Annotated in this window: 10 protein-coding genes and 3 pseudogenes; 7 read left to right on the top strand and 6 right to left on the bottom strand. The window is 73.7% G+C overall.

Translation table 11 applies throughout. The features are described from left to right. Positions 1 to 370 precede the first annotated feature (370 nt). Positions 371 to 2,138, top strand: a pseudogene (locus ACEXOX_RS30160) (acetyl/propionyl/methylcrotonyl-CoA carboxylase subunit alpha). A 96-nt stretch (positions 2,139 to 2,234) separates the two neighbouring features. Continuing rightward, the gene (locus ACEXOX_RS30155; RefSeq protein ID WP_406524245.1) at positions 2,235 to 2,570 is read left to right on the top strand and encodes a hypothetical protein; all 336 of its coding nucleotides are present in this window, start codon (positions 2,235 to 2,237) and stop codon (positions 2,568 to 2,570) included. A 23-nt stretch (positions 2,571 to 2,593) separates the two neighbouring features. Here ACEXOX_RS30155 and ACEXOX_RS30150 read toward each other — a convergent pair whose 3' ends face one another. Next, positions 2,594 to 3,775 carry an alpha/beta hydrolase gene (locus ACEXOX_RS30150; RefSeq protein WP_406524244.1) on the bottom strand — a complete coding sequence of 394 codons (1,182 nt, stop codon included), beginning with the start codon at positions 3,773 to 3,775 and terminating at the stop codon, positions 2,594 to 2,596. A gap of 335 nt (positions 3,776 to 4,110) precedes the next feature. Here ACEXOX_RS30150 and ACEXOX_RS30145 point away from each other — a divergent pair, with 335 nt between their 5' ends. After that, positions 4,111 to 4,665, top strand: a complete 555-nt coding sequence (locus ACEXOX_RS30145; protein ID WP_406524243.1) for a TetR/AcrR family transcriptional regulator — start codon at positions 4,111 to 4,113, stop codon at positions 4,663 to 4,665. 193 nt (positions 4,666 to 4,858) lie between these two features. Here ACEXOX_RS30145 and ACEXOX_RS30140 read toward each other — a convergent pair whose 3' ends face one another. After that, the gene (locus tag ACEXOX_RS30140; RefSeq protein ID WP_078623926.1) at positions 4,859 to 5,839 is read right to left on the bottom strand and encodes a DeoR/GlpR family DNA-binding transcription regulator; all 981 of its coding nucleotides are present in this window, start codon (positions 5,837 to 5,839) and stop codon (positions 4,859 to 4,861) included. 285 nt (positions 5,840 to 6,124) lie between these two features. After that, the gene (locus tag ACEXOX_RS30135; RefSeq protein ID WP_406524242.1) at positions 6,125 to 7,570 is read right to left on the bottom strand and encodes an NAD(P)H-quinone dehydrogenase; all 1,446 of its coding nucleotides are present in this window, start codon (positions 7,568 to 7,570) and stop codon (positions 6,125 to 6,127) included. Positions 7,571 to 7,666: 96 nt separating this feature from the next. On the opposite strand from ACEXOX_RS30135, the pseudogene ACEXOX_RS30130 reads away from it, so the two are divergent. From ACEXOX_RS30130 to ACEXOX_RS30115, 4 genes and pseudogenes are all read left to right on the top strand, one after another. Further along, a pseudogene (locus ACEXOX_RS30130) lies at positions 7,667 to 8,103 on the top strand (gamma-glutamylcyclotransferase). A gap of 228 nt (positions 8,104 to 8,331) precedes the next feature. Continuing rightward, positions 8,332 to 9,153: a purine-nucleoside phosphorylase gene (locus ACEXOX_RS30125; RefSeq protein ID WP_406524241.1), complete on the top strand. Its 822-nt coding sequence runs from the start codon at positions 8,332 to 8,334 to the stop codon at positions 9,151 to 9,153. 321 nt (positions 9,154 to 9,474) lie between these two features. Next, entirely contained in the window at positions 9,475 to 11,148 is a 1,674-nt protein-coding gene (locus ACEXOX_RS30120) for a phospho-sugar mutase (RefSeq protein ID WP_406524240.1), read from the top strand. 187 nt (positions 11,149 to 11,335) lie between these two features. After that, positions 11,336 to 12,088, top strand: a pseudogene (locus ACEXOX_RS30115) (hypothetical protein); the annotation flags it as partial. Between the two features lie 870 nt (positions 12,089 to 12,958). Here ACEXOX_RS30115 and ACEXOX_RS30110 read toward each other — a convergent pair. The 3 genes from ACEXOX_RS30110 to ACEXOX_RS30100 form a co-directional block, all read right to left on the bottom strand. Next, positions 12,959 to 13,600 (bottom strand): PH domain-containing protein, encoded by a 642-nt coding sequence (locus ACEXOX_RS30110; protein WP_406524239.1) that lies wholly within the window; start codon positions 13,598 to 13,600, stop codon positions 12,959 to 12,961. 110 nt (positions 13,601 to 13,710) lie between these two features. Next, a complete protein-coding gene (locus ACEXOX_RS30105) occupies positions 13,711 to 14,358 on the bottom strand; it encodes a class F sortase (RefSeq protein ID WP_406526511.1) in 648 nt (215 codons plus the stop codon). Further along, the gene (locus tag ACEXOX_RS30100; protein ID WP_406524238.1) at positions 14,355 to 15,497 is read right to left on the bottom strand and encodes a hypothetical protein; all 1,143 of its coding nucleotides are present in this window, start codon (positions 15,495 to 15,497) and stop codon (positions 14,355 to 14,357) included. Before ACEXOX_RS30100 ends, ACEXOX_RS30105 begins: the two co-directional genes overlap by 4 nt. Positions 15,498 to 15,733 lie beyond the last annotated feature (236 nt).

Raw genomic sequence — 15,733 nt, 5'->3', positions numbered from 1 at the left:
AAGTGGAACGGGCCGCGGGGGCAGTGGCGACCGCGAGGGCGCGCGGACACGCCCGGGATCGGCAGGGGCCGGACCCGGACACACCGGCGCGCAAAGATTCCTTCGCCCATTCGTAGGGACTCCACAAAGAAACGGGGTTCCGGTGAACGGACGGGAAGCGAGACCTTGCCCACATCTTGATCACCCCACGGCCCCCGGAATACGGGCCTACCCTGGGATACCGGGGGCCTCCGGTCCCGTATCCGCACCGGGCACACGCTCCGTGTGGGCAAGCTCACTACCGGGAACGGGTCGGCACGCGGTGTCGCCAGTCCCTAAACTCGCGACGTCCTGAATTTTGTTGCGGCGAAGCGCCAAGGAGGAACCGATCGTGCGCAAGGTGCTCATCGCCAACCGAGGCGAAATCGCTGTCCGCGTTGCCCGGGCGTGCCGGGACGCCGGCATCGGGAGTGTGGCCGTCTACGCCGACCCCGACCGCGACGCCCTGCACGTACGCGCGGCGGACGAGGCCTACGCACTGGGCGGTGACACCCCGGCCACCAGCTACCTCGACATCACCAAGGTCCTGACCGCCGCCGCCGACTCCGGCGCCGACGCCGTCCACCCCGGCTACGGCTTCCTGTCCGAGAACGCCGAATTCGCCCAGGCCGTCCTGGACGCCGGACTCACCTGGATCGGCCCCCGCCCCAGGCCATCCGCGACCTCGGCGACAAGGTCGCCGCCCGCCACATCGCCCAGCGCGCCGGCGCCCCCTGGTCGCCGGCACCCCCGACCCCGTCTCCGGCGCCGAGGAGGTCGTGGCCTTCGCCGAAGAGCACGGCCTGCCCATCGCCATCAAGGCCGCCTTCGGCGGCGGCGGACGCGGCCTCAAAGTCGCCCGCACCCTCGAAGAAGTCCCGGAGCTGTACGACTCCGCCGTCCGCGAGGCCGTCGCCGCCTTCGGCCGTGGGGAGTGCTTCGTCGAGCGCTACCTCGACCGCCCCCGCCACGTGGAGACCCAGTGCCTGGCCGACAAGCACGGCAACGTCGTCGTGGTCTCCACCCGTGACTGCTCGCTCCAGCGCCGCCACCAGAAACTGGTCGAGGAAGCCCCCGCACCGTTCCTGAGCCAGGCACAGAACGCCGAGCTCTACCGCGCCTCCAAGGCCATCCTCAAGGAAGCCGGCTACCAGGGCGCGGGCACCTGCGAGTTCCTCGTCGGCCAGGACGGCACCATCTCCTTCCTGGAGGTCAACACCCGCCTCCAGGTCGAACACCCGGTCACCGAAGAAGTCACCGGCCTGGACCTGGTCCGCGAGATGTTCCGCATCGCCGACGGCGAAGAACTCGGCTACGACGACCCGCCGGTACGCGGCCACTCCTTCGAATTCCGCATCAACGGCGAAGACCCCGGCCGCAACTTCCTCCCGGCCCCCGGCACCGTCACCACCTTCGAAGCCCCCGCCGGCCCGGGCGTGCGGCTGGACGCCGGCGTGGAGTCCGGCTCGGTCATCGGCCCGGCCTGGGACTCCCTGCTCGCCAAACTCATCGTCACCGGCGCCACCCGCCAGCAGGCCCTCCAGCGCGCCGCCCGCGCACTGAACGAGTTCACCGTCGAAGGCATGGCCACCGCCATCCCCTTCCACCGCACCGTCGTCACCGACCCGGCCTTCGCGCCCGAACTGACCGGCTCCACCGCACCGTTCCAGGTCCACACCCGCTGGATCGAGACCGAGTTCGTCAACACCATCAAGCCCTTCGCCGCGCCCGGCACCGACGAAGCCGAGGCCGACACCCGCGAGACGGTCGTCGTCGAGGTCGGCGGCAAACGCCTGGAAGTCTCCCTGCCGTCCTCCCTGGGCATGCCGCTGGCCCGCGCCGCGGTCGCCGGCGGCGCCAAGCCCAAGCGCAAGGCCGCCAAGAAGACCGGCTCCGCCGCCTCCGGCGACACCCTCGCCTCCCCCATGCAGGGCACCATCGTCAAAATCGCCGTCGAAGAAGGCCAGCAGGTCGCCGAAGGCGACCTGGTCGTCGTCCTCGAAGCCATGAAGATGGAGCAGCCGCTGAACGCGCACCGCTCCGGCACCGTCAAGGGCCTGACCGCCGAGGTCGGCGCCTCGCTCTCGTCCGGCGCGGTGATCTGCGAGATCAAGGACTGACGGCCGGTACGGGACGGTCGCTACGGCCGTCCGGTCCGCCCGCGCGGGGGCCCGTGGCGCTGGAGTGCCACGGGCCCCGCGCTTTTCATGGGACGCATGGATGCGCACCTCGCGGCCCTCGCGGCGACCGCCGCCCAGCAGCTGTTCATCCGGGCGCGGACGGACCGGTGGCACCGGTCGCGGGACGAACTGACCGGCCTGCTCGCCCGGTTCAGCCCCGGCGGTGTCGACCGCGAGGCGCTCACCGACGAACTGGAGGACTCCCGCGAGGAGTTCCTGACCGCCTGGCTGGAGGGCGATCCCGCGGCGGCCGCCGACGTGGAGGCCGGGTGGCGGGCGCGGCTGCGCCGCCTGCTGCGCGCGTCGCCCGCCCTGGCGGGCCCGTTGCGGGGCCTGCTGGCCCGTTGGGGCGCGGCGGACGAACGGTATTGACGGTCGCCGTCCCCTACCCGGCGTCAGGAGGCGTTGACCACGTCCTCCGGGAACGTCAGCTGCCGGCTCATCCACTGGAGCGCGGCGGGCAGTTCGCGCCGCCAGGTCGCGAAGTTGTGGCTGCCCTGGTCGAGGATGATCGACTCGGCCTTCATCGGCGGCTTCACCGCGTTCAGGAACTCCTTCGCCGCCGGGTAGTTCTTCTCGCCCTCCCGGCTCGTGCCGATCAGCACCGAGACCTGCGGTGCGGGCAGGTGCGCCAGCCGCCACATCAGGTCGTGCTCCCGCTTGCGCGCGGCGCGCTCCTTGCCGTCGCCGAAGAGGTTGCCGGTGGTGGGGTCGCTGGTGACCTTGTAGTCGGGCGAGAGGGCCGCCGCCGAGGTGTACGTACGGGGGTGCCGCATGGTCAGCTGGAGGGCGCAGCTGCCGCCGGACGAGTAGCCGAGCAGCCCCCAGCCGCTGGCGGCGTGGCCGACCCGGTAGTGCTCCTTCAGCGCGGTGGGCAGGTCGCTCGCGAAGAACGTCTCCGCCTGCGGGCCGTCCGGCACGTCCACGCACTGGGTGTCGCGCGGCGGCGCGATGGTGGGCCGCAGCATGACGATGACGGTGGGCTGCATCTTCCCCTTGCCGATCAGGCCGCCCGCGGTCTGCGGCACCCGCAGGTGCTGGCCGAGCAGGAAATGGCCGCCGGGGTAGCCGCTGATGGCGACGATGACGGGGAAGCGCTGGCGTTCGTACTGCTTCTGGAAGTACTGCGGCGGCAGGTAAACGTACGCGGGGTCGACGGCCTTGGTGCGCTTGCCGACGATCCGTACGGACTCCACCCGGCCCACCTTGTCGGGCGGCCCCTCGGGCAGGCCGTGCACCTTGTCCAGGTCCTCCGCGCCGGCGGGCTGCACCAGGCCCTTCGACGGGTCGCCAACCGGGCCCGCTCCCCCGTCGCCCCACTTGGCGACCGCGCCCGGGGCGTCGTCGTACAGGCCGAGCAGTTCGTGCCAGGAACCGTAGAACTGGAAGTTGGCGTTCACCACGAGGCCGAGCGCGGCGACGATGGACAGCTGGGTGGCGAGGACGGACCCGATGCGGCCCAGCCAGGCCAGCGGGCCGCGCCTGGCGAAGCGCGGCCACTGCCAGAGCGTGAGTCCCACGCACACCACGGCGACCGCGATCATGGTGTACAGCAGCGATCGGCTGGTCAGTTCCATTGCTTCCCCAGGTGTTCCCGCACGCGTCCGGACGGCCTCTGCCGACCCCATTGCGCCTGGTTTGATGCCTCCCGGAAGCGCTCCGTTGCCACCTTCGCCACTTGTTCGCCGAGGCGCCCGCGCCGCCTTCCCTCCCCGTCACCCGCGGTCCGCCTGCCGTCCACCCCGCGCGCCGGGCGGCCCCAGGACGGGTGGGGCGCCGCCCCGGTCCGAGGGCTGGTGCGCCGGGGGCAGTGGCATCCTGGGGGCACCGGTCCGCTGGAGGGCCGCGCTCAGGGAGGACGGCGAGGACGGCGATGGTGACCGAGACGGCAGGGCAGGAATCCGTACGACCCATGCGTGCCGACGCGCGCCGCAACTACGAGCGGCTGCTGGCAGTGGCCCGTACGGCCTTCACGGACCACGGGACCGACACCTCGCTGGAGGACATCGCACGGCGCGCGGGCGTGGGGATCGGCACGCTCTACCGGCACTTCCCCAACCGGACGGCGCTGATGGGCGCCGTGTTCCAGGGCGAGGTGGACGCGCTGCTGGCGCACGCCCGGGAGCTGAGCGACGCGCCGCAGCCGTGTGCGGCGCTCGTGGAGTGGCTGCGGGCGATCATCACGCACGCCAGCACCTACCGCGGGCTGTCGCGGGCGCTGATGGCCGCGCCCGGCGACGCCAGTTCGGGGCTGTCCCGGTGCAGCGTCCCGATGCGCGAGGCGGGCGGCGAACTGCTCAGCCGCGCGCAGCGGGCCGGTGCCGTACGGTCCGATGTGAGCATCGGTGATCTGATGCAGCTGACCAACGGCATCGCCCTGGCCGCGGAGGAGTCACCGGACGACCCCAGGCTGGCCGACCGGCTGCTCACGCTGACGCTGACCGGGCTGCGCGCCGAGCAGAGGTGAGCGGGGCCGGGCGCCGCCGTCCGTCCGGCCACGCGCCGTACGGGGCCGGGTGCCGCCGTCCGGCCAGTCGTGCGCCGTACGGTGCCGGGTACGGACGCCCGTCCGGCCTCGCGCCGTACCGAGCCAGGTGCCGCCGTCCGTCCGACCGTTCACCGTGCGGTGCCGGCGCGGCCGTACGCGCGCCGGCACCTGCTCAGCGACGGCGCGGCGCCAGATCGGCGACCCGGCCGCCCGGCGGCTCCGCGAGCGGAGCGGCCGTACGCAGCTGGGGCCCGGAACCGCCGCCGCCCGGTGCCAGATTGCGCCGCTGTCCGGGCAGCGGCACGTCCCGGCGTGGACCGCGGCGGTCGGCCGCCACCACCTCCGGTGCCTGCTGGGCGGCGCCCGCACCGGGCCCGCCGGCCACCGCGATCTGCACACCCTGGTCGGCCAGGGCCTGTAGCTCGGTCGCGGCCCGGTCGTCGTGGCCCGGCGGCTCGTCGGTCACCAGCCGGGTGATCACGTCGGTGGGCACCGTCTGGAACATGGTGTCCGTACCGAGCTTGGTGTGGTCGGCGAGGACCACGACCTCCGCCGCCGCCTGCACCAGCGCCCGGTCCACGCTCGCGGAGAGCATGTTGGACGTGGACAGGCCGCGCTCGGCGGTCAGGCCGCTGCCCGAGAGGAAGGCGCGGGAGACCCGCAGCCCCTGGAGCGACTGTTCGGCCCCGCTGCCGACCAGTGCGTAGTTCGACCCGCGCAGGGTGCCGCCGGTCATCACGACCTCGACACGATTGGCGTGGGCCAATGCCTGGGCGACCAGGAGGGAGTTGGTGACCACGGTCAGACCGGGCACCCGCGCGAGCCGGCGGGCCAGCTCCTGCGTGGTGGTCCCGGCGCCGACCACGATGGCCTCGCCTTCTTCGACGAAGCCGGCGGCGAGATCGGCGATGGCCGTCTTCTCCGCGGTCGCTAGATGGGATTTCTGAGGGAAGCCGGACTCCCGGGCGAAACCGCCCGGCAAGACCGCACCGCCGTGCCGGCGGTCGAGCAGTCCTTCTGCCTCCAGCGCCCGCACGTCCCGCCGTACGGTTACTTCGGAGGTCTGGACGACGCGGGCGAGCTCACGGAGCGACACCGCTCCGTTCGCTCGCACCATTTCGAGGATCAGTTGGCGACGTTCTGCAGCGAACACGAAACTGACAGTAACGCCAACGACCGTCTGCTTTCAGCAGGTTGCACCAATTAACGGAAGTTGTTCGTTCCCGACCCTCGCACGTGGTATATGCCGCTGGCCGGTCACTCAGGGACACCAGCCTGCCACGAACCGGCCCCCGCCGCCTGCCTTCCGCGGCAGGACGGCACCGGAAGCGGTACGGGGGACGTACGGGGAACGGCCCGCCGCGCGGGCGGGCGCACCCCGGTCCCGCGGGATGCCGCGCCGCGCGCCGGGCGGACCGTTCATCCGGCTGGCCGCGGTCTATTCGCTGGACATCTTGCGCGTGTGCAGCTGCCGCGCGACCTCGGCGATCGAGCCGGACAGCGACGGGTAGACCGTGAACGCGCTGGCGATCTGCTCCACCGTGAGGTTGTTGTCCACCGCGATCGAGATCGGGTGGATCAGCTCGCTGGCGCGCGGCGAGACGACCACACCGCCCACCACGATGCCCGTGCCGGGACGGCAGAACAGCTTCACGAAACCGTCCCGGATGCCCTGCATCTTCGCGCGCGGGTTGCGCAGCAGCGGCAGCTTGACGACCCGGGCGTCTATCCGGCCCGCGTCCACGTCCGCCTGGCTGTAACCGACGGTGGCGATCTCCGGGTCGGTGAAGACGTTCGCGGAGACGGTCTTGAGGTTGAGCGGCGTCACCGCGTCACCCAGGAAGTGGTACATCGCGATCCGGCCCTGCATCGCGGCGACCGAGGCCAGCGCGAACACGCCGGTGCAGTCGCCCGCCGCGTAGACACCGGGGGCCGAGGTCCGCGAGACCTTGTCCGTCCAGATGTGGCCGGACTCCTGCATCCGTACGCCGGCCTCTTCGAGCCCGATGCCCGCGGTGTTCGGGATGGAGCCCACCGCCATCAGGCAGTGCGTGCCGGTGATCGTACGACCGTCCGACAGAGTGACCTCGACGCGGTCGCCCACCCTCTTGGCGGAGGCGGCCCGCGAGCGCGCCATCACGTTCATGCCGCGGCGGCGGAAGACGTCCTCCAGGACGGCGGCGGCGTCCGGGTCCTCGCCCGGGAGCACCCGGTCGCGGGAGGAGACGAGGGTGACGCGGGAGCCGAGCGCCTGGTAGGCGCCCGCGAACTCGGCGCCGGTGACGCCGGAACCGACCACGATCAGCTCTTCCGGCAGCTCGTCCAGGTCGTAGACCTGCGTCCAGTTCAGGATGCGCTCGCCGTCGGGCTGCGCGTCCGGGATCTCGCGCGGGTGCGCGCCGGTCGAGACGAGGACCGCGTCGGCGGTCAGCGTCTCCTCCGTACCGTCCGCGGCGGTGACCGTGACCGTGCGCGAGCCGTCCGGCGACTGCCCCGGCTCCAGACGGCCGCGGCCGCGCATCACCCGGCCACCCGCGCGGGTGACGGAGGCGGTGATGTCGTGCGACTGGGCGAGCGCGAGGCGCTTCACCCGGCGGTTGACCTTGCCGAGGTCCACCCCGACGACGCGCGCGGGGCGGTCGACCGGCGGCGTGTCGTCCGCGACGATGATGCCCAGCTCGTCGTACGACGAGTCGAAGGTCGTCATCACCTCGGCCGTCGCGATGAGGGTCTTGGACGGGACGCAGTCGGTCAGCACCGACGCCCCGCCCAGTCCGTCGCAGTCGACGACGGTCACCTCCGCGCCGAGAGAGGCGCCCACCAGGGCCGCCTCGTATCCGCCGGGTCCGCCACCGATGATCACGATCCGAGTCACGTACTCCATTGTCCCGTACGCCCGCGCCGGGTTACCCCCCGGGGGCCGCCGTTCGAACCTCACGTACCACGAGCGCACCCCCTGACCTCCCGTACCCTCGGAACCATGTCGCTCTACGCCGCGTACGCCGGCAACCTCGACGCGCGGCTGATGACCCGCCGCGCTCCGCACTCGCCGCTGCGCGGCACCGGCTGGCTCAACGGCTGGCGACTCACGTTCGGCGGGGAACAGATGGGCTGGGAGGGAGCGCTCCCGACGATCGTCGAGGCCCCCGCTCGCAGGTCTTCGTCGCCCTCTACGACATCGCCCCCATGGACGAGGAGTCCATGGACCGCTGGGAGGGCGTGGGCATGGACATCTACCGCCGTATGCGCGTACGGGTCCACACCCTCGACGGCGACGAGGCCGCCTGGCTGTACGTCCTCAACGGCTACGAGGGCGGCCTGCCCGCGGCCCGCTACCTCGGCGAGATCGCCGACGCGGCGGAGTCGGCCGGGGCGCCGCACGACTATGTGATGGAGCTGCGGAAGCGTCCCTGCTGAAGGGGCGGCGGCCGAAGCGGGCGGTGTCGCGGACGCCGCCCGGCGCCTGCCTCCGGGGGCGTGAGCCGAGGGCGTGATTCGGGGCCGCGCGCCGGGGCGGTGGGACCGGCGCGGCCGGGCCTGTCGGTGTAACACCCACGCTTTTGTAGGGAGCTACGAAGAGATCGGCGGGATGCCGTCGGCGCGGACATCTACGCGCGTAGGCATTTACCGGCTACCCTCGTCCGCGTGAACGCATCTGTTACCCCGGACATCGCGCGCGACCCGCAGGGCGCCGCTGCCGACGCCGCCGCCCGCCTGCGCGAGCTGACCGGCGCCGAGACCCACGACGTCGCCCTGGTGATGGGCTCCGGCTGGGCCCCGGCCGCCGAGGAGCTGGGCGCGCCCGAGCACGAATTCCCGGTCACCGAGCTGCCCGGCTTCCCGGCGCCGGCCGTCGAGGGCCACGGCGGCAAGATCCGCTCGTACCGGATCGGCGAGAAGCGGGCCCTGGTCTTCCTGGGCCGTACGCACTACTACGAGGGCCGCGGTGTGGCCCCCGTCGCGCACGGTGTGCGGACCGCCGTCGCCGCCGGCTGCAAGACCGTGGTGCTCACCAACGGGTGCGGCGGTCTGCGCGACGGCATGCGCCCCGGCCAGCCGGTCCTCATCAGCGACCACCTGAACATGACCGCCACCTCCCCGATCGTCGGCGCGCGCTTCGTCGACCTGACCGACCTCTACTCGCAGCGGCTGCGCGCGCTGTGCAAGGAGGTCGACGCGACGCTGGAGGAGGGCGTGTACGCCCAGCTCCCCGGCCCGCACTACGAGACCCCGGCCGAGATCAAGATGCTCCGCACGCTGGGCGCGGACCTGGTCGGCATGTCCACCGTCCTGGAGGCCATCGCCGCCCGCGAGGCCGGCGCCGAGGTGCTCGGACTGTCGCTGGTGACGAACCTCGCCGCGGGCATGACGGGCGAGCCGCTCAACCACGAAGAGGTCCTTCAGGCCGGGCGCGACTCCGCGACCCGCATGGGCAGCCTGCTGGCGCAGGTGCTCGGCAAGCTCTGAGCAGCGCGCGGCAGAGCAGCGGTACGGGGCGTTCTCGGACGCCCCGTACGGCGTTCGGGGTGCCTGCCGGGTGCTCCGTAAGCGTTCGGGTGCCCGCGGGCGTTCCGTACGCGTTCGGAGTGCCCGCGGGCGTTCCGTACGGCAGTCGGGGTGCCCACGGGCGCCCCGTGGCAAGAAGCCGGCAAGGAGCCGGGGTGTCCCGGTGGCGCGGCGCGCGCGGCCGGTGTCCGCGCGCCCGCCGGTCGAACCATCGCGCGGAGTGGGTAAGCGTTAACGCGCCGAGCGCTTCCCCACCACCGCAACCAGAGGCAGGAGCATCACGTGGCAACCGATTCCGCGGAGCTGATCAGCCGGGCGAAGGCATGGCTGGCCGAGGACCCCGACCTCGAAACCCGCGAAGAGCTGGGCAAGCTGATCGACACCGAGGACCTGGACGAGCTGACGGCCCGGTTCGCGGGCACCTTGCAGTTCGGCACCGCCGGGCTCCGCGGGGAGCTGGGCGCCGGCCCGATGCGGATGAACCGCGCCGTCGTCATCCGCGCTGCGGCCGGCCTGGCCGCGTATCTCAAGGACCAGGGCCAGGCCGGGGGCCTGGTCGTCATCGGGTACGACGCCCGCTACAAGAGCGCGGACTTCGCGCGGGACACCGCGGCCGTGATGGTGGGTGCCGGGCTGCGCGCCGCGGTGCTGCCGCGCCCGCTGCCCACCCCCGTGCTCGCCTTCGCCATACGGCACCTGGGCGCCGTCGCGGGCGTCGAGGTCACCGCCAGCCACAACCCGCCGCGCGACAACGGCTACAAGGTCTACCTCGGCGACGGCTCGCAGATCGTGCCGCCCGCCGACGGGCTGATCGCGGAGCGGATCGCGGCGGTGGCGTCGCTGGACGACGTGCCGCGGCCCGAGGAAGGCTGGGAGGTGCTGGGCGAGGACGTGCTCCAGGCCTACCTGGAGCGCACGGACGCGGTGCTCACGCCGGGCTCGCCGCGCAACACCCGCGTGGTCTACACGCCGATGCACGGCGTCGGCCGTGACGTGCTGGTGGCCGCCTTCGCGCGGGCCGGTTTCCCGGCGCCCACCGTGGTCGCCGAGCAGGCCGAGCCGGACCCGGACTTCCCGACCGTGGCCTTCCCCAACCCGGAGGAGCCGGGCGCGATGGACCTGTCCTTCGCGACCGCGCGCTCCGTCGGCCCGGACATCGTCATCGCCAACGACCCGGACGCGGACCGCTGCGCCGTCGCCGTACCGGCCCCCGGTACCGAGGACGGGTGGCGCATGCTGCGCGGTGACGAGGTGGGCGCGCTGCTGGCCGCGCACCTGGTCGGCAAGCAGGCGTCGGGCAGCTTCGCCACCACGATCGTGTCGTCCTCGCTGATGTCGCGGATCGCCGCCGCGGCCTCGCTGCCGTACGAGGAGACGCTGACCGGCTTCAAGTGGCTGGCCCGGGTGGACGGCCTGCGGTACGCCTACGAGGAGGCGCTGGGCTACTGCGTCGACCCCGAGGGCGTACGGGACAAGGACGGCATCACCGCCGCCCTGCTGATCACCGAGCTGGCGGCCGAACTGAAGCAGTCCGGCCGCACGCTGACGGACCTGCTGGACGAGCTGGCGCTGAAGTTCGGCCTGCACGCCACCGACCAGCTGTCGGTCCGCGTCGAGGACCTGTCGCTGATCGCCGCGGCCATGCGGCGGCTGCGCGAGCAGCCGCCGGCCGCGCTGGCGGGCCTGGCCGTGTCGTCCTCCGACGACCTCTCCCGGGGGACGGACACCCTGCCGCCCACCGACGGCCTGCGCTACTACCTCGCGGGGTCGGAGCAGGACGGCGTGGAGGCCGGCCGGGTGGTGGTCCGGCCCAGCGGTACCGAGCCCAAGCTGAAGTGCTACCTGGAGGTCGTGGTGCCGGTCGCGGACGCCCAGGGGCTGGGCGCGGCGCGCGCCAAGGCCGACGCGGTGCTCGGCGCCGTCAAGGCGGATCTGTCGGCGGCGGCCGGCATCTGACCTGACCGCGCACACGGCTGTCACGTAGGACGGGCCCCGGGACCGCAGCGTTCCGGGGCCCGTTCCGTTTCCCCGTACGGGTGACAGCCGTACTGCACCTGCCGCAGCGCGCCCGTCCGGCGTGCGGCGCTCCGGGACACCCTGGTCTGGTCCGACAACCCGCCCGGCCCACCCAGGAGTTGCCGCAGTGCTCCCGACCGCGTCCGGCCCGGCCGCGCCCGCTCCGACCGCGCCCGACCCGGCCGGCGTCTCCGCACCGGTGGCAGACCCCTCCGCTCCGGTGGCGGGCGCCGCTCCCCGCGGCCCCGCCGCGCGGGCGGCCGGGGACCTGCTGCGCCGCGCCGGGCCCGCGCTGCTCGGCTACACCGCCGTACGGCTGCTGGGCACCCTCGTCCTGATGAAGTGGGCGCACCTCCGGCACCGCGGTCTGTGGCCGCTGCTGGCCGACCGGTGGGATTCCCGCTGGTACCTGGGCATCGCGGACCACGGTTACGCGTACGCGTTCGACGAGAGCGGCCTCAACGAGAGCGATCTCGCGTTCTTCCCGCTGTACCCGGTGGTGGTGAAGGCCGTCGCGGGGGTGACACCCGGCTCGCGCGCCTCGGTCGGGGTGGCCGTCGCGGTCGGCTGCGCGCTGCTGGCCGCCTGGGGGATCTTCGCGGTGGGCGACCGGCTGTACGGGGCCCGGGTGGGCACCGTGCTGGCCGTGCTGTGGGGAGCCACGCCGGTCGCCGCCATCCAGTGGATGGGCTACACGGAGTCGCTGTTCACGGCGCTGGTGGCGTGGTCCCTGTACGCCGTGCTGGCCGGCCGCTGGGTCGCGGCCGGTGTGCTCTGCCTGCTCGCCGGTCTCACCCGCCCCACCGGTCTCGCACTGGTCGCGGCGGTCTGTGCCAGCGCCGCCGTCGCCCTGTGGCGCCCGCGCCGGGCAGCCACCGGTCCGGAGCCCGCGCCCGCGCCCGCGCCTGCGCCCGGGGCGACGCCAGCACCGGAGCGCACGCCGGAGTTCGTGCGGGAGCCCGTGCCGGAGCCTGTGCCGGAGCCCGCGCCGGAACGCGTCCCGGCTCCCGCGCCGCCCCTCGCCGCCGCGGACCGCGGCCGGGTGCGCCGGATCGTCCTCGGCGCGCTGCTGGCGCCGCTCGGCTGGCTCGCGTACGTCGGGTGGGTGGGCCTGCGGCTGGGGCGCGCCGACGGTTATTTCGCGGTCCAGCGGCAGTGGGAGAACGAGTGGGACGGCGGCGCGGAGACGCTGCGTACACTGCGCGACCTCCTGATCTACCCGTCGCGCCCGGAGTTCTTCCTGGTCGTGGTGGCGCTGGTGCTGATCGCGTCGGTGGCGCTGTTCGTCCTGTGCGTGGGCGACCGGCAGCCGCTGCCGCTGCTGGTGTTCAGCGCCGTCCTGCTGCTGATCGTCCTGGGCAGCGGCGGCGTCTTCTTCCCCGGGCCCGCTTCCTGCTGCCCGGTTTCCCGCTGCTGCTCCCCTGGCCCTGGCGATCGCCCGGGCGCACCGCCGCGTCGCCGTACTGGCGCTGTCGGCGGCGGCGCTGGGCTCGGCGTACTTCGGGGCGTACATGTCGCTGGTGTACGGCGGTCCGCCGTGACGTTCTTCTCGTTGGGGGCGGCCCAGGCGAACAAACCGTGCGCGTCCGCCACGTACCCGTCGAGCGACGCGATGGCCGAACAGATCAGCTTGCCCACCGCGGTACCCTCCCGCCGTCCGCAGCCTGCCCGCTCGCCGTACCGCCGGAGCCCCACCCGCGACTACGCCGTACCGTCGGAGCCCGTCGCACGTGGCGCCCCGGCGCCGCGCCTACACGACGACGAGCACCACCAGTGCCACCGCGCCCACCACGCACGGCGCCAGGATCTCGTACGCCCACTTCACCACCGGAGCGCCCTGCGCGCCCTCCCGCGCGGCGCCCCGTTCCTGGAGTTCCCGCAGTTCGTCGAGCGTCCGGTCGGCGGCGGCCCTCGGCACACCGGCCTCCGTGCCGGGGTCGAGGTGCGCGCCGCGGCCGCGCACCGGGCGCCCGGCCGCGGCGCGCTGCGCCTGCCGGTTCGCCTTCTTGCGCTGCCGCAGTGACACCGGGATCGACCAGAGCTGGTACTTCGTACCGTCCGCGGTGAAGACCTCGCTGGAGAACGACGCCCGCAGGTCCGCGACCGCCGCCCAGGGCAGCGTGATCGTACGGAACGGGTTGCGCACCAGCAGCCGGTCCGCGCCGGCCCGCACCTGCGGGCGCAGCGTGAAGGCGACCACCAGCGGCACCACGAACAGCAGTCCGGCCACCGCCGTCAGCCTGGTGTGCGCCGCGCCGCGCACCAGCGCGTCACCGCCCAGCCAGGCGGCCAGCGCCAGCAGCAGCACCCCGCCGACGAGGGCCGCGGGCGAGCGGTAGCTGCGGTCCGCGTACTGCTCCCGCGGCGTGGAGGACTGTTCCGGGCTCGTCATGCCTGCGATTCTGCCTGAGCGTCCGGAACCCGGACATTGCGGTACGGCATCATTCGTACGCCGCCGAGACCGCGGGTCGCCGCCTCAGCCCGTAGCCGCAGTCCGTCGCCTCAGTCCGCCACCAGATCCGCGTAGACCACGATGTTGTCCGGCCGGTGGCCGTCCACCAGGCCGCCGCCGCAGGTCACCAGGCGCAGCTCGGGCCGGCCGGTGTCGCCGTAGACCTGCCGGGTGGGGAACGCCTTCTTGTCGACCTGCTGGAGCGCCCGGACGGCGAAGACCGCGGTGCGCCCGTCCGCCCGGTCGACGTAGATCTTGTCGCCGGGCCCGATGCGGCCGACGTTCCGCAGGACGGCGGGGCCGTCGACGGTGTCGTAGTGGCCTATGAGGACGGCGGGTCCGGTCTCGCCGGGGGTGACGCCCTGGTCGTACCAGCCGATCCGGTCGGCCTGCGCCACGGACGGCACCTGCACCGTGCCGTCGGCCGCGAGTCCCAGGCCGAGGACCGGGCCGGTGTTCACCCCGGCGGCCGGTATACGGACGCGTACGGGCCGGGAGGCGGGCAGGGCGGCCGGTGCCGAGGCGCGCGGGGCCGCGGCGGGGGCGCCGACGTTCGCGACGTGCACGGGCGGCGCCGTGCCGGAGGCGCCGCTGTCCAGGACGCCCCGGGCGATCAGTACGCCGCCCGCCACGAGGAGGAGCAGACTGGCCGCCGTCAGCAGACGGCCCGGCAGGCGCCGGTCAGGGCCCCGGCTCAGCACCCCGTTCCCTCGGACTGACGTCGGCGGCGCACCGCGAAGACGACGCCCGCGGCACCGGCCGAGGCGAACAGGCCGCCCGCGGCGAACAGCGGGGTGGTGTCCGGCTGCTCCAGGTCCTCGTATCCGGCGGCCACGGCGCCCTTGGGCAGCACCTTGGTCTGGCTGCCGGTCGGCGTGGCCTGGGCGCCGACCGCGCCCGGGTTCTTGCTGCCCGCGGGCTTGGCGCCGGGCGCGCTGCTCTTGGCGGGCTCGGCGGGCTTGGGGGCCGAAGCGCAGCCCTGGGGCAGGGCGGGGAAGTTGGCGGTGCCGGTCGGGTAGTCCGCGCCCTGCATCTTGAAGCGGAGCTTGGGACGGGCGCCGTACGGGTCGACGATCTTCGCGCCGAAGCGGGCGAGGGTCGGGTGCGCGCGGTCGAGGCGGGCGCCCGGTACGGCGTCGCCCGGACCGTCCTCGAAGGTCGCCGAGGGCCCCTGCGGGCCGCGGGTCAGGACGGCGAGGGTGCCGCCGCCGATGGCCACCCGGCGGGTGACGGTGCAGCTCTTGCGGCCGCCGGGGGCCGTACCGCTGCCGGTCCGGTGCGCGGTGGGCCGGCTCTGCTGGTGCGCGGTGGCCTGGCCCGCCTGGTGTCTGCCGACCTCGTGGGCCGACGTGCCGCCCGTCGACGTGCCGCCCGCGGCGGGCGCCGCCGACGTCGGCAGCGCGAAGCTCTTCGTGCCGCCGGGGCCGCCGCTGACGTGCAGCTTCGGCGACGGGCCCGAGAGGCCGGTCAGCCGCAGGGACAGGCCCTTGAGCTGCGCGCTCGGGTGCTCGCGGTCGAGCAGGCCGAGCACCCGGACCAGGTACCAGTCGCCCGGCTTCCACTGCGGACCGACGTAACGGATCCACGCCTCCGGGCCGCCCGCGGCGGGCACGTTGCGCAGCACGGCCACCATGCCGTTGCCGATGGCGACCGGCTTGCCCTCGTAGCGGGCGGTGGGGTCGGCGGCGGACGGCGCGGCAGCGGCCGCCGTGACGGGTGTGGCGGTTGTGGCGGACGTGGCGGCGAAGGCACCGGAGGCGGAGCCGAGGACGGCGGCCCCCAGGGCGGCGGAAGCGACGGCGGCGCGCAGCGTGCGGCGGGCGGACTGTGCGGTCATGCGGACCCCCGGGGGATGGTCGGTCGTTGGCGACGTGACCACATCCGCCGCCCTTCGTGCGGAAGGCCGGAAAGTGCTGCGGTGCGGTGCGGCACTAATGAAGGTAGGGGACTGCCGTGACGACCCGTCCGCTGTTGTGTAACGGTCGCCGCACAGAAGCCCATCACTCCCCCGTGCGTCTGTTACAGAACGCCTGCGCAGAGCGGTTGTGGGGCCCCTGCGCACGTTGTTACAGA

The sequence above is a fragment of the Streptomyces sp. Ac-502 genome (assembly GCF_045222935.1).
In the GTDB taxonomy this organism is placed as follows: domain Bacteria; phylum Actinomycetota; class Actinomycetes; order Streptomycetales; family Streptomycetaceae; genus Streptomyces; species Streptomyces monomycini.
This window is presented reverse-complemented; position numbering and strand designations above follow the sequence as displayed.